The organism is Microbacterium sp. USHLN272 (assembly GCF_037149655.1).
GTDB lineage: Bacteria > Actinomycetota > Actinomycetes > Actinomycetales > Microbacteriaceae > Microbacterium > Microbacterium galbinum.
Genome location: NZ_JBBCRA010000001.1, coordinates 2,534,944 through 2,547,801, shown reverse-complemented (window position 1 = coordinate 2,547,801; position 12,858 = coordinate 2,534,944). Strand labels below are relative to the sequence as shown.

At 70.5% G+C, this 12,858-nt stretch carries 12 protein-coding genes; 3 read left to right on the top strand and 9 right to left on the bottom strand.

The features are described 5' to 3' along the window. Positions 1-24 precede the first annotated feature (24 nt). Genes eccCa through WFJ97_RS12270 form a run of 5 tightly spaced genes read right to left on the bottom strand, consistent with a single transcriptional unit; the run spans position 25 to position 7,156 of the window. Positions 25-3,948 (bottom strand): type VII secretion protein EccCa, encoded by a 3,924-nt coding sequence (gene eccCa / locus WFJ97_RS12290; RefSeq protein WP_336641684.1) that lies wholly within the window; start codon positions 3,946-3,948, stop codon positions 25-27. Further along, positions 3,945-4,730 carry a hypothetical protein gene (locus WFJ97_RS12285; RefSeq protein ID WP_336641683.1) on the bottom strand — a complete coding sequence of 262 codons (786 nt, stop codon included), beginning with the start codon at positions 4,728-4,730 and terminating at the stop codon, positions 3,945-3,947. The genes eccCa and WFJ97_RS12285 overlap by 4 nt, the downstream gene beginning before the upstream one ends. Then, the gene (locus WFJ97_RS12280; protein WP_336641682.1) at positions 4,730-6,073 is read right to left on the bottom strand and encodes an EsaB/YukD family protein; all 1,344 of its coding nucleotides are present in this window, start codon (positions 6,071-6,073) and stop codon (positions 4,730-4,732) included. Before WFJ97_RS12280 ends, WFJ97_RS12285 begins: the two co-directional genes overlap by 1 nt. Then, positions 6,070-6,336, bottom strand: a complete 267-nt coding sequence (locus WFJ97_RS12275) for a hypothetical protein (RefSeq protein ID WP_247624477.1) — start codon at positions 6,334-6,336, stop codon at positions 6,070-6,072. Before WFJ97_RS12275 ends, WFJ97_RS12280 begins: the two co-directional genes overlap by 4 nt. Continuing rightward, entirely contained in the window at positions 6,329-7,156 is an 828-nt protein-coding gene (locus WFJ97_RS12270; protein ID WP_336641681.1) for an FHA domain-containing protein, read from the bottom strand. The genes WFJ97_RS12275 and WFJ97_RS12270 overlap by 8 nt, the downstream gene beginning before the upstream one ends. A gap of 308 nt (positions 7,157-7,464) precedes the next feature. Between WFJ97_RS12270 and WFJ97_RS12265 the strand changes: the two genes are divergently transcribed. From WFJ97_RS12265 to WFJ97_RS12255, 3 genes are all read left to right on the top strand, one after another. Next, entirely contained in the window at positions 7,465-7,620 is a 156-nt protein-coding gene (locus WFJ97_RS12265; protein ID WP_336641680.1) for a hypothetical protein, read from the top strand. A 153-nt stretch (positions 7,621-7,773) separates the two neighbouring features. Continuing rightward, positions 7,774-8,109 (top strand): hypothetical protein, encoded by a 336-nt coding sequence (locus WFJ97_RS12260; protein ID WP_247624474.1) that lies wholly within the window; start codon positions 7,774-7,776, stop codon positions 8,107-8,109. Positions 8,110-8,126: 17 nt separating this feature from the next. Next, positions 8,127-8,435 carry a pore-forming ESAT-6 family protein gene (locus tag WFJ97_RS12255; RefSeq protein ID WP_247624473.1) on the top strand — a complete coding sequence of 103 codons (309 nt, stop codon included), beginning with the start codon at positions 8,127-8,129 and terminating at the stop codon, positions 8,433-8,435. Positions 8,436-8,520: 85 nt separating this feature from the next. Here WFJ97_RS12255 and WFJ97_RS12250 read toward each other — a convergent pair whose 3' ends face one another. From WFJ97_RS12250 to WFJ97_RS12235, 4 genes are read right to left on the bottom strand one after another with little or no spacing between them, the layout of a single operon-like run. Next, a complete protein-coding gene (locus WFJ97_RS12250; protein WP_336641679.1) occupies positions 8,521-9,654 on the bottom strand; it encodes a bifunctional 2-methylcitrate synthase/citrate synthase in 1,134 nt (377 codons plus the stop codon). 38 nt (positions 9,655-9,692) lie between these two features. Beyond that, a complete protein-coding gene (gene prpB, locus WFJ97_RS12245) occupies positions 9,693-10,601 on the bottom strand; it encodes a methylisocitrate lyase (RefSeq protein ID WP_247956958.1) in 909 nt (302 codons plus the stop codon). Beyond that, complete coding sequence (locus WFJ97_RS12240) at positions 10,601-12,127, bottom strand: MmgE/PrpD family protein (protein WP_336641678.1); 1,527 nt, start codon at positions 12,125-12,127, stop codon at positions 10,601-10,603. Before WFJ97_RS12240 ends, prpB begins: the two co-directional genes overlap by 1 nt. Then, positions 12,124-12,810, bottom strand: coding sequence for a GntR family transcriptional regulator (locus WFJ97_RS12235; protein ID WP_336641677.1), 687 nt, complete (start codon positions 12,808-12,810; stop codon positions 12,124-12,126). The genes WFJ97_RS12240 and WFJ97_RS12235 overlap by 4 nt, the downstream gene beginning before the upstream one ends. Between the last annotated feature and the right edge of the window lie 48 nt (positions 12,811-12,858).

Sequence of the window (12,858 nt, the reverse complement as noted above, 5' to 3'; positions counted from 1 at the left end):
CGAAGCCATCTCCCTCCGAGGCGCTCACTTCTCGCACGCGAACCGCGCGACCTGCACGAGGGTCGCCCCCGATCCCCGGCGCACGAACCGCCCGCGCCCCGGCACCATCTGCTCGGCGTACACCTTCGCCAGCAGCGGGCCTTCGCCGCGATCGCCGCTCATCACCAGCGTCGATCCGCCGGTGTCGCGCAGCGCCTGGAGCGACGAGTCGAACATCGCCCGCGATGCCCCCAGCACCGGCCGAGCGAGGACGACGTTCAGGCCGAGGTCGCGCGCCGAGGCGAGGTACGGCAGCAGCGGCCGCAACGGCTCGGTGCCGCCCGCCGCCAGCACGTCGAAGTCGTCGATCACCACGAGGATCCTCGGCCCCGGCACCTTCGCCGCCTGCCGCTTCTCGAGTTCGATCGCGATCGACTCCGCGAGCTGGCGCGCCAACGGAGCGGTGGCGGCGTGCCCGCCGAGGTACGGCTCGGGCACCTCGTCTGCGAGATCGCCGCGCACATCCATCAGAGCGATCACCAGGTCGTCCGGCGTGTGGCCCGCGAGCGCGCCCCGGACGATGCCCCGCAGCACGGTCGTCTTTCCGCACCCGGTGTCTCCGAGCACCATCAGATGCGGATCGTTGCGCGCGAGGTCGAGCGAGAACGCCTTCATCGTGTCCTGCCGCAGCCCCAGGGGGATCATCGACGGATCGATCCCGGCATCCGCAAGCGTCTGCGGGTCGAGGTCCTCCGGAAGCAGCCGGATGGGCGCCGCCTCCGGCCCCGCCCACGACTCCGCGGACTGCCGCGCGAGCGCCTCCAGCATCTCGCCGACGCCCACCGAGTCGTCGTCCTCGAGCACCGGGAGCGCCACCTGCGCGAACTCCGAGGCATCCGTCAGCGCACGCCCTGGTTCATCGCGCCGCAGCGACGACGAGAGCTTGCGCGAGACCTGCGAGTCGCTCGGGTCGTTGAGCCCCAGTTCGATCCGCGTGCCGATCACTCCCTGCTGCGGCGAGCGCAGATCGTTCCAGCGATTGAGCGTGACCACGACGTGGATGCCGAAGCTTCCGCCGCGATCGAGGAGACGCTGCAGCGCACCCTCGTACTCCTCGAAATCAGTACGCAGCGTCGCATAGCCGTCGACGAGCAGCACCACATCGGCCGAGGGCAGCTGCGGGAGTTCGCCGGCGGCATGCCGGCGACGCAGCTCATCGACCGAGTCGATCCCCTCCGCGCGGAACACCTGCTCGCGCACCCCGAGCATGGTCGTGAGTTCTTCGAGCACGCGACCCACGCGCTCCCGATGCCCGCGCGTCGCGACACCACCGACGTGCGGGAACCCCTCGATACGCGCGAGACCGCCGCCGGTGAGGTCGAGTCCGTACACGCTCACCTGGCGCGGTGTACGGGTCACCGCGATCGACGCCGCAACCGTACGCAGGAAGGTCGAGCGACCGGACTGCGGTGCGCCCATCACGCTGACATGCCCGCCGGAGCGGCTCAGATCGAGCCTCCACGGCTGCTGGCGCTGCTGCACCGGCTCATCGAGCAGACCGATCGGGATGCTCAGCCCCGCGGCATCCTCGATCGCACCGCTCGACGGCAGCAGCCCACCGAGCGTGACCCGCGTGGGAAGGGGCGGTAACCAGACCGGACGCGTGCGGACCGCGCCCTTCGCCAGCCGCTCGACGGCTACGTCGACCACTGTTCGCTCGGGCAGCATGTTCTCCGTCGCGGAGATCTCCTGCACCGCCGCGGCCCCGTCGGCCTCGACCGCGGGGAGCGGCTGAACGACGTCGTACGCGGAGATCATCCTCATCCGTGGCACCTCGGTCGTCTCGACGGGCCGATCCCGGAGGTCGTCGACGGGTCCCGAGACGTAGCCCGCGCGCAGTCGGGTGTAGATCGAGGTGTCGACCTTGAGGTAGGCGTAGCCGGGGATCGCCGGCAGGTGGAACGCATCCTGCGTGTCGAGAACCATGGCGCTCTCGGCGGCCGAGAACGTGCGCAGTCCGATCCGGTACGACAGGTAGGTCTCGAGCCCGCGGAGCTTGCCCGCCTCGATCCGCTGGCTCGAGAGCAACAGGTGCACACCGATCGAGCGGCCGATGCGTCCGATCGTGAGCAGCAGATCGACGAACTCCGGCTCGGCGGTGAGGAGCTCGCCGAACTCGTCGATCACGAGGAACAGATGGGGCAACGGCGGTAACTCGGGCCGACTGCGTCGGAGCTGCCGGTACTGCGTGATCGATGCCGAGTTGTCGGCGGCTTTGAGGAGCTGCTGGCGGCGCACGACCTCCCCGTTGATGCTCGCGCGCGCTCGCTCGGTGAGCTGCGGATCGTCGGCGAGGTTGTCGATGATCCCGGCGACGTGCGGGAGACGCGCGAACGGCGCGAACGCCGCCCCGCCCTTGTAATCGACGAGGATCATGCTGAGGTCATCCGGCCCGTGCGTGGCCGCGAGCCCGAGCACGAGGGTGCGCAGCAGCTCGCTCTTGCCCGACCCCGTCGCACCGATGCAGATGCCGTGCGGCCCCATACCGAGCTGCGCGGATTCCTTGAGATCGATGAGCACCGGAGCGCCCGTGTCGTCGACTCCGATCGGCACGCGGAGGAAGTCCGCGGAGGAGCGCGGCACCCACGCCTGACGCGGATCGATCTGCGCCACGTCGCCGAGGCCGAGGAGTTCGCCGAGGTCGGGCGCCACCGCATCGGTCGCCTCCGCCGCCGTCGCCCTGCTCATCCGCAGCGCAGCGAGCGGACGCGCGACCGTCTCGAGCAGCGCCTGCCCGACGGCGTCCGCCGCGCAGAGCACCGGGTCCCCCGGCTCGGCCGGGTTCTCGATCGCGCAGCCGGCCGCATCGACCGCGACGCGGGCGACGACGTGCTCGGGCTCCTTGAGGCGATCGTCGACGATGTGCACGATCGTGATGCCGAGGTCGGCGGCGTCGAGCACCGAGTCCCAGCGCGGCGGAGTCGTCGCGTACCCGTCGCCCTCATCGACGAAGAGCACGAGCCGCACCGGCCGGATGCGGCGTCCGGCCCGGCGTGCCGCCGTCGTGGCGGCCACACGATCCCGCAGTTCCGGCGCGATCAGAGCGAGCAGGTCGTCGAGCGTCGGCGCGATGCGGCGCGCCAAGGGCTGATCGGCGGCAGGGCGCGGCGCTCCTGCGTGCGGGAGCAGGTCGAGTCCGCGCCAGTCGCCGAGGGTGGATACCGGGACCACGGCCGCGAGGTGCACCTCGTCGGGAGAGTGGAACGTCGCGATCTGCACCGCGATCGATCGCGCCACCTGCAACGCCCGCGCCCGGTCGCCAACGATCGCGTACTGCCCGCCCGTCGAGAGGTCGATCGTCGCCGGCATCCCCTGCACCACTCCCGCGGAGCGCACCAAACGCTCGGCGGCCGCCTTCATGATCGGGTCGTACGGCTGCACCGGATTCGATTCCTCGGGCAGCACCACCGGGAGCACCGCGAGGTCGCCGGTGCCGATGCGCACCTGCAGGAAGTCGGGGTCGGAGGGGCGGCATTCCCAGCGACGCGCCGGGTCGTGCCCGAGCTCGACGAGCGCCGAGGGCGACGGATGCCGGGTGAGCGCCGCCCGCCGCACGTGCGCCACTCGGTCGCGCTGCTCGGCGCGGACGTGCTCGAGGTGGTCGAGATAGCGTTCTCGCTGCATCCGACGCTGACGTGCCGCGTTTCCGCGCGTCGTGAAGGCCATGCCGATGCCGCCGACCAGAGCGACGACGAGGATCACCGCGCCGATCACGACGAACATCGGGTTACCCCGGAGGAGCACCATCATGGTGATCGACGAAAGGCTGCCGACGATCGGCAGCACCGACTGCAACGGGAAACCGGCGGCGTTGTCGTTGCTCGCCGGCGGAGCGGTGAGCACGATGCCCCCCGGGGCGTCCGCCGGGAGGACGGCCCGCGCAGGACGATGGACGATGGACTGCGTCATGCGTCGACCTTCCCGATGAGGGTCCCCGCAAGACGGAGCAGGGCCTGGCGCGCCCGGAAGGATCGCGCAGGCTCTCCCCCGGCCAACCCCGTATCGTGCGGCACGACGATCACCGGCTGCTCGGTCTGCGCCGCAATCACCGCGGGAACCCGTCGCGATTCCCTGCTCGCATCGACGAGGGCGACGACCGCCCGCTGACTCCCCGGCAGGGCGTGGATCGCCTCGACCACGACCCGGGCCAGTTCCGCCTCCTCGCGCCGTGCGGGGGCGACGACGCAAACCGCATCGCAGAGCCCGGCGATCTCGCCGATCTCACGATCGGGATCACGCGGACCGAAGTCCGCGATCACGACGTCGTGGAAGCGCATGACGGGTGAGACCTCACGCTCCCACGCGGCGACCGGGCGGGCCCCGGCATCCGACGGTCGGGCCCCGAGCACACCCGACGTCATCTGCAGCAGCTGCCGAGCGTCGCCGCTCGTGCGGAACAGTCGTCGGTCCCGACGCGGTGACGTCTCGACGATCCCGAGCCGCCGGGCGAGATCGCCCTCGGGCGAGAGGTCCGCGACGAGCGGGGGAGCAGCGCGCCGTCGAGCGACGAGGCGTACGATCTCACCCGCGACGGTCGTCGCGCCGGCGCCGGCGGAGAGCTGGACGAAGCCGATCCGACGGACCGTGCTCATCGGTCGGGTGATCGCCGCGTCCCACGCCGCGAACCGGGTGAGGAGCGCTGCACCGCTGCCGAACATCGCCACGGGGATCGCCCCGCGGTCGAGCGGCATCACGCGCCCCCTCCGAACAGTGCGAGCAGATCGGCGTAGATCCCGAAGACCCCCACCGCCATCGGCACGATCGCGATCACGGCAGCGGTCTCCAGCGCGTCGCCGAAGGAGCGGAGCCGCGCTCGCTGATGCGCTTTCGGGCGGGCGAGCCCGGCGATGGCCGCTGTCACGCCGATCACCACGGCACCGGCGACGACGGTCCACCCGAGCGAACCGTTCACGATCAGGGTCGCCGCGGCGACGGCGGCGATGCCGATCCCGGCCGCCCAGAGCAGGAAGCCCTGCGACCGGAGCGGGAACGCCCGCGATCGCAGCAGCACCACAAGCGCGAGCGACGCCGCGAGGAGCCTCGGCCAGACGGCATCCGTCATCCAGAGGACGATGCCGCAGAGGACGAGCACCGCGGCCAGCACCGCCACGACCCAGTCGAGGGTGCGATACGCGTCGGACACGGCGCCCAACGCGGCGGGTCTCGGCAGATCGGCTCTCTCGGCCGCCCGATGGTCGAGGCCCGTGAGGCCGGACGCCGAGAGGGCGAGCCACGGCACGAGTCCGAGGAGCACGGCGGCGACGACGCCGATCACCGCGGCGGCCTGATCGTGGCGCATCCCCATCACCAGTGCCGTCAGCAGCGGCACCGTCAGCACGATCCCCAGGGCACCGCCGACCATCGCGCCGCGCGAGCCCCGCGCGACCCCTCCCCCGATCAGGAGCACCGCCGACCAGACGAGCGCGACCCAGAGAGCGGTGATCGGAAGGACGGATGCCGGGTGCGTCGCGGCCTGCGCAGCCGCCGCGTGCAGGGCGGCAGGCACGCCCGCCCCCACCGCGGCGGTCGCCATGACGGCCGCCGGCCGACGTCGACCGAACAGACCGAATCCCACGGCGCAGACGAGGAGCAGGCCGAGCAGACCGAAGCGCACGGCGCCGCCGACGACGCCGTCGAACGGCACCGCGATCGACGCGGCAGCCGCGGACAGCGCGACGACGACCGCGCTGACGGCGGCCCTCGATGCGTCGCTCCAGCGGTCGTTGCGGTTCTCGAGCTCGTCGGCGAGCACGTCGACCACGTCGATGACCATCGGTGGCGGCGGCGCGGAGTCGAACGGGAGCAGGCGCAGCACCGAACCGTCGACGAGACTCTGCTCACGGGCGGAGCGCTCGAGGTCGAGCGAGTCCCCGATCGCGGTGACGAGCGCGAGGGGGCGTCCGCCGGCACCGGAGGGTTCCGCCAGGGCATCGATCAGCTGCGGCAGCAGACTGCCGAGCGGGTCATCGCTCGACACCGCGATCTCGACGCGCCGAGACGAACCCCGAACGCTCAGGCGCGTGTAGTCGCTCACACCGGCTCCTCTTCGATGATGCTGATCGACGCGTTCTGCCGCGCCTTCCCGGCCGCCTGCGCCTGGAGCAGGTCGGTGACGAACGAGATGCCGACGCACACCGCGCAGGCGAGCGCCGCCACGATGAGGGAGGCGATGAATCGGCGGACATTGTCGTTCACCGTGCGTCGATCCGAGATGCGCCCGTGCAGCAGTGCCGAACCGAGCCGGAAGCGCTGCGTGCGCGCCTCCTCGATGAGGGCGCGATCGCGGAGGTCAGGCAAAGTGCCCTCCTCGGGAGTCTTCGTCGCGTTCATCGGCCACATCAGAGGCACCCCGGCGATCCCGGCGGGAGCCGGCGATCGTGAGGCTGCGATCCCCCAGCCGGAGCACGGCATCCGCGGGCATGCGCGTCGGCACGAACGGGTCGAGCGACGCGCATTCCACGCCGACCTCCATCGCCGTCCCGTTGGCGGAGCCGAGGTCGGTGACCCACACGCTCTCGCCGTCCCATTCGAGCCGGGCGTGGGTCTTCGACAGCGTGCGCGAGAGGTCCGGCCAGGAGAATCGCTGCTCGCCCCGGGCATCCGTCGTCGGGTTCCTGCCGACCACCAGAGCGCGCGCGAACGGGAGTCGCTGACCCGAGTCCAGCAACGCGACGGTGTTCGTCGCCGGCGCGGGCGGATGCTGCGCGGCGGCGCGCTCGGGGAACCGGTAGAGCGCCACGGCGGAGGAGATCGGATCGCGACCGCGACGGATGTCGAGCACCCGGAGCCGACGACCGACGAGGTCGGCGACGAGGAGGCGTCCGGAGGGGCATCCGCTCGATCGCTCGACGATGCGGAGCCCGAACATCCGGGCGCCGAGCGTACGCCCGTCGTAGGCGAGGGCGATCACCTGACCGCCTGCGATCCCCAGCGCGAGCAGCACGAGCCCCGCACCCGCGAGAGGCTCCCCTGCCGCAGACGTCAGCACGGCGCAGATCATCGGCACGAACACCGTGAGGGTGTCAGATACCAGGGCGGGACACCATGCCCTGGTATCGGCTCGCACGCTGTAGACGAACGCGTCGAGGCCGCCCTCCGTCTTTCCAGCCGTGCTCATGACCCCCCTTTATGGAGTGCGCCCCACGCGCGCCCACGGTCGGCGAGTTTATACATATGAGGACACCTCGCGATGACCACCTGTGGATAAGGGTGTCGGCACGGGCATCGGCGACGACCGCGACCGCGCTGTTCACGAGTGGATTCCGAGGGCATTCTCGAGGTCGAACACATCGATGGTGTACGGAACTTCAGTTCGGAGGGCGGGATCGTCCACGACAAGCCCCGCGGCAATGGACCGGAGGTCACGGAGCGCGGATTCGCGACCGACGGGCACAACGCAAGCGCTCGAGTCTGCCCTACTACCGGGTGAACCCGGGTCAATTGCTGCTGAGCCCCGTGTGGGCGGCGTCGCACTCCTGGGAGGCACCCGCCGTCGGCTACCTCGACCCCGATTCGCAGTCGTTCAAGCAGTCTGTCGTCGATATCGCCCACGCAGCCGAGAATCCGCGCTCGGGCGAGTAACGTCCTCATCCATCGGAGAAAGAGTTTCAGGCGCGGTCTGTGGATAACTTCCGCGTCATCGCAGGCCGCCCTGTTACTCTCTCCTCGCCCATCGGGGGCGATGGCGTCTTCGCGACCGCGAGGACGGGAGGGCGATGAAAGGAAGACCGGAGCATGAAGTTCGATATGGGGGCCGAGACGCTCAGCGTCCTCGGCAAGCAGACGTCGGGATCCAGCGACGACCTCGGCGCGCTCGTGAAGCAGCTCGTGGTCGCCGCCGACCCGCTGATGCAGGTGCACGCGGGTGCGGCGAAGGCCGCATTCGACAGCTTCAAGGGCCGCACCGATGAGGTCGCCGCCGAGCTGAACTCGTCACTCGCCGCTGTGCTCGGAGGAATCTCGGGCATGGACCGCGCGTTCCGCGAGGGAGAGTCCGAGATGGTCGATCAGACCCGTGGGGCCGAGAGCGGTGCGTCGTTCGAAGCCGCCCGCTTCGGCGGATCGCGCTGAGAAGAAGGAGACAGAAAATGGCATACGAAGATCGCCGCGCCTACAGCGTCGCCGCCTCGCAGGAGGTCCAGGGAGAGTTCAACCGCGTCTCGGGTCTGCTCGAGAGCCTGATCGCCGACCGCGACAAGGCCGTGCAGAACGCCATGGCCGACTACTCCGCCGATGGGGTCTCCGAGGAGTACCGCGGCAAGGAGCTGCGGTGGAAGAACGCCGCCGACGAGGTGCGCAACATCATCACGCTGCTGCGCAGCACGATGGAGAGCAACGACGGCACCGCCTCGCAGGCGGGTGCTCGCGCACGCGCGGCCGTCGAGAACATCGGCTGACGCCCGCGAGCGGATGCGTCACCGAGAGAGCCTGGGTCCCTGAGCCTGCCGACGGGCCCCAGGCTCTCTCACGCGTGAACGGGCATCAGCCCGCGACGTGCCGCTCGTCCGGGCCGACGTACTCCGAGAGCGGGCGGATCAGCGCGTTGGCACCGGCCTGCTCGATCACGTGCGCCGTCCACCCGGTCACCCGCGCCGCGACGAAGAGGGGCGTGAAGGTGAGGGTGTCGAACCCGATCAGGTTGTACGCCGGACCCGAGGGGTAGTCGAGGTTCGGGTAGATGCCCTTGCGTGCGACGAACTCCGACTCGAGCGCGTCGTACAGCGCCGCGACCTCCGGCTTGTCGAAGTGCTCGACGAGCGTGTCGAGAGCCGCCTTCATGGTCGGCACCCGCGAGTCGCCCTTCTTGTACACGCGGTGCCCGAAGCCCATGATCTTGCGCTTCTCGGCGAGGGCCTTGTCGAGCCAGGCCTCGACGGCATCCGCCGACCCGATCTCGTCGAAGATGTGCAGCACGGCTTCGTTCGCTCCGCCGTGAAGCGGACCCTTGAGAGCGCCGATCGCCCCGACGACGGCCGAGTACAGGTCGCTGAGCGTCGACGTGATGACCCGCGCCGTGAAGGTGGAGGCGTTGAACGAGTGCTCGGCGTAGAGGATCATCGACCGGTTGAACGCGTCGACGACCACGGCATCCGCCTCTTCGCCGAACGTCATCCAGAGGAAGTTGGCCGAGTAGTCGAGGTCATCGCGCGGCTCGATGAGCTCCTGCCCGCGGCGGCGGCGCTGGCCGTAGGCCACGATCGCGGGGAGCGCCGCGAACAGGCGGATGCTGCGCTCGAGGTTCTGCTCCGGGCTGCCGCCGGCATCCAGCACCGATCCGCCCGCACCGGGGTCGGAGGCTCCGATCAGGCTGACCGCCGTGCGAACCTCGTCCATCGGGTGCGCGTCCAGCGGTACGAGGTCGATCGCGGCCCGCACGTTGTCGGCGAGAGCACGGTGCCGTCGCTCCTCGACGCGGAACGCCGCGAGCTCCTCCGGCGTCGGCAGCTCCCCGTGCCACAGCAGGTACGCCACGGCCTCGAACGACTGCGTGGCGGCGAGTTCCTGCACCGGGTATCCGCGGTAGAGCAGGCTGTTCGTCTCGGGGTTGACCTTCGAGATGGAGGTCGTGTCGACGACGACCCCAGCGAGGCCCTTCTTGATGTCCGGTTCGGTCATGCTCACTCCTTCGTGTGCTGCTTCGTGTGCTGCGGCGCTCAGCGACCGGGCTGGTCGAGCGTGAAGTTGAAGACACCCGAGTCGAAGTGGTTGTACGACTCGTAATCGATGAGCTCGTAGAGATCCGCGCGATGCTGCATCTCTCCGAGCATCGACGTGAGATGCCCGTCCGTGTTCAGCGTATCGAGCGCGCGGCCCGCCGCGCCCATCGCGGTGCGCAGCAGCGACACCGGCCAGATGACGATGCTGACGCCCGCGCTCTGCAGCTGAGATGTCGAGAAGAGCTCGCTCTTCCCGAACTCGGTCATGTTGGCGAGGATCGGCACGTCGAGCGCGTTCGCCATCGCCTCGAACTCCGAGAGCTCGCGCATCGCCTCGGGGAAGATCGCATCCGCACCCGCATCCACGAGCGCCTTCGCGCGGTCGATCGCGGCATCCAAGCCCTCGATCGCCCGGATGTCGGTGCGCGCCATGAGCAGGAAGTTCTCGTCGCGGCGCGCATCGGCGGCGGCGCGGATGCGCTTGATCGCCGTGCTCTCGTCGACCACGCTCTTGCCGTCGAGGTGCCCGCAGCGCTTGGGGTTCACCTGGTCTTCGATGTGCATGCCGGCGAGTCCGGCATCCTCGAGCTCCTGGATGGTGCGCGCGACGTTCATCGGCTCACCGAACCCGGTGTCGGCATCGACGATCGCGGGCAGATCGGTCATGCGGGCGATCTGCTTGGCACGGCCGGCGACCTCGGTGAGCGTCGTGAGTCCGATGTCGGGGAGCCCCAGGTCGGCCGAGAGCACGGCGCCCGAGATGTAGACGCCCTCGAAGCCCTTCTCAGCGATCAGGCGCGCGCTCAGCGGATTGAACGCACCGGGGAAACGCAGCAACTCGCCGCTCGCGAGGCGCTCGCGCAGCACGCGGCGCTTCTCGGCCGGGGTGGTGGTGGAGTACAGCATCAGAAGAGGCCCTTCGGAGCGTCCGCGGCGTCGAGCAGGCCGGGCTTCGCGACGATCGACAGCTCGCCGACCTCGGCCGCGGTCAGTTCGGGCAGGCGCTGCACGAGTTCGAGGAAGCGCTCGATCTCGGCGGACTCGAGCACGGGCTCGGCCAGCAGCCGGAACTTGGCGATGTAGTTCTCGCGGGCGAAGGGGCGGGCGCCGAGCGGGTGCGCGTCGGCCACGGCGATCTCATCGACGACGGTCGAGCCGTCGGTCAGACGGAACTCGACACGACCGCCGAACGCCTTCACGTCCGGGTCCTCGGAGTGGTAGCGACGGGTCCACTCGGCATCCTCGGCCGTGGTGATCTTGTGCCACAGCGCGACGGTGTCGTCCCGACCCGCGCGCGACGGAGCGTAGGAGTCGACGTGGTGCCAGCCGCCGTCCTGCAGCGCGACCGCGAAGATGTACGGGATCGAGTGGTCGAGCGTCTCACGCGACGCGGTCGGGTCGTACTTCTGCGGGTCGTTCGCTCCCGAGCCGATCACGTAGTGCGTGTGGTGGCTGGTGTGCAGCACGATCGCCTCGATGTTCGCGGGGTCGCGGAGGGCCGGGTTCTCGGTGCCGAGCTTGCGGGCCAGATCGATCCACGCCTGTGCCTGGTACTCGGCCGAGTGCTCCTTCGTGTACGAGTCGAGGATCGCGCGCTTCGCCTCACCGGCGGCGGGCAGCGGCACCTCGTACGCGGCATCCTTGCCGTCGAGCATCCATGCGATCACGCCGTCCTCCCCCTCGTAGATCGGGGCGGGGCTGGTCTGACCGCGCATCGCCCGGTCGACCGCCTCGACGGCCATCTTGCCGGCGAAGGCCGGGGCGTGCGCCTTCCACGTCGAGATCTCGCCCTTGCGGCTCTGGCGGGTGGCGGTGGTGGTGTGCAGCCCCTGGCCGACGGCCTGATAGATCGTCTCGACGTCGAGCCCGAGGAGCGTGCCGATGCCGGCGGCGGCCGACGGGCCGAGGTGGGCGACGTGGTCGATCTTGTGCTTGTGCAGGCAGATCGCGCGCACGAGGTCCATCTGGATCTCGTAACCGGTCGCGATGCCGCGCACGAGCGCCCGACCATCGGCGCCGGTGTGCTGCGCGACCGCGAGGATCGGCGGGATGTTGTCGCCGGGGTGCGAGTACTCGGCGGCGAGGAAGGTGTCGTGGTAGTCGAGCTCGCGCACGGCCACGCCGTTCGCCCAGGCCGCCCACTCGGGGCTGGTGCGGTGGTCGAGGGCCGCGCCGAAGAGGTTGGCGCCGACGCCGCCGGTCGAGACCGGGTGGCTGAACGCCTGCGCACGGGCGGCGTTGATCGGGGCGCGGGTGAGGGAGGCCGCCGCCACCGAAGCGTTGTCGATGATGCGGTTGATGATCATGTCGACGACCGGCTGCTCGACCTCGACCGGGTCGGCGGCGACCTCGGCGATCTTCCAGGCGAGCTGGTCTTCGCGGGCGAGGTTCTCGTCGCTGCGGTGGACGCGGACGTGGTGGGTGACGGTCATGGTCTTCCTTCGGTCGCGGGGGCTGTCGCCGGATCGGCGGGGAGGGAGTCGAGGATGCCGGCGAGCGCGTTGTGCAGGTGCACGTGCGTGGCGTGGGCGGCGAGGTCGCCGTCGCGGGCGGCAAGCGCCTGGGCGATCGTGCGGTGCTCCGAGGCGGATGCCGCGAGCCGCGCGGGCTTGTCGCGGGCCATGCGCCGCACCCGCACGAGGTGCGTGCGCACGGTGCGGAGGGCGGCGGCGATGTAGTCGTTGGAGACGGCCGCGTCGAGGGCCGCGTCGAAGCGGCCGATCAGGGCGTAGTAGGCGTCGCGGCCCTCGCCGGCTGCGAGGTCGACATGCGCGAACTCCTCGGCGAGCGCGGCGAAGACGGCGGCGTCGCCGCGGGTGGCGGCGAGGCGGGCCGAGGTCTCTTCGAGCGCCCGGCGGATTTCGAAGAGCTCGCGGATGTCATCCGCATCGAGGTCGGCCACGACCGTGACGCGCGGAGACTGCTGCACGACGAGTCCGTCGGCGGCCAGACGACGCAGGGCTTCGCGGAGCGGCGTGCGGCTGACGCCGAGCCGCGCGGCCTGCTCGACCTCGCCCAGCACCGACCCCGCAGGGAGTGCGCCGGACTGGATACCGTCGAGCAGCGCCGCGTACGCGCGATCGCCGGCGGTGGTGCGCTCGACGGGCAGGGTCATGGTCTTAGTGTATACACAACGGCGTCCGTGCGGCGCTCATCGACGGCA

Bases quoted from the DNA above. Each gene is read 5' to 3' on its own strand.
- eccCa (WP_336641684.1), bottom strand. From the start codon at position 3,948: ATGACGCAGTCCATCGTCCATCGTCCTGCGCGGGCCGTCCTCCCGGCG.
- WFJ97_RS12285 (WP_336641683.1), bottom strand. From the start codon at position 4,730: ATGCCGCTCGACCGCGGGGCGATCCCCGTGGCGATGTTCGGCAGCGGT.
- WFJ97_RS12270 (WP_336641681.1), bottom strand. From the start codon at position 7,156: ATGAGCACGGCTGGAAAGACGGAGGGCGGCCTCGACGCGTTCGTCTAC.
- WFJ97_RS12260 (WP_247624474.1), top strand. From the start codon at position 7,774: ATGAAGTTCGATATGGGGGCCGAGACGCTCAGCGTCCTCGGCAAGCAG.
- WFJ97_RS12255 (WP_247624473.1), top strand. From the start codon at position 8,127: ATGGCATACGAAGATCGCCGCGCCTACAGCGTCGCCGCCTCGCAGGAG.
- WFJ97_RS12250 (WP_336641679.1), bottom strand. From the start codon at position 9,654: ATGACCGAACCGGACATCAAGAAGGGCCTCGCTGGGGTCGTCGTCGAC.
- prpB (WP_247956958.1), bottom strand. From the start codon at position 10,601: ATGCTGTACTCCACCACCACCCCGGCCGAGAAGCGCCGCGTGCTGCGC.
- WFJ97_RS12240 (WP_336641678.1), bottom strand. From the start codon at position 12,127: ATGACCGTCACCCACCACGTCCGCGTCCACCGCAGCGACGAGAACCTC.
- WFJ97_RS12235 (WP_336641677.1), bottom strand. From the start codon at position 12,810: ATGACCCTGCCCGTCGAGCGCACCACCGCCGGCGATCGCGCGTACGCG.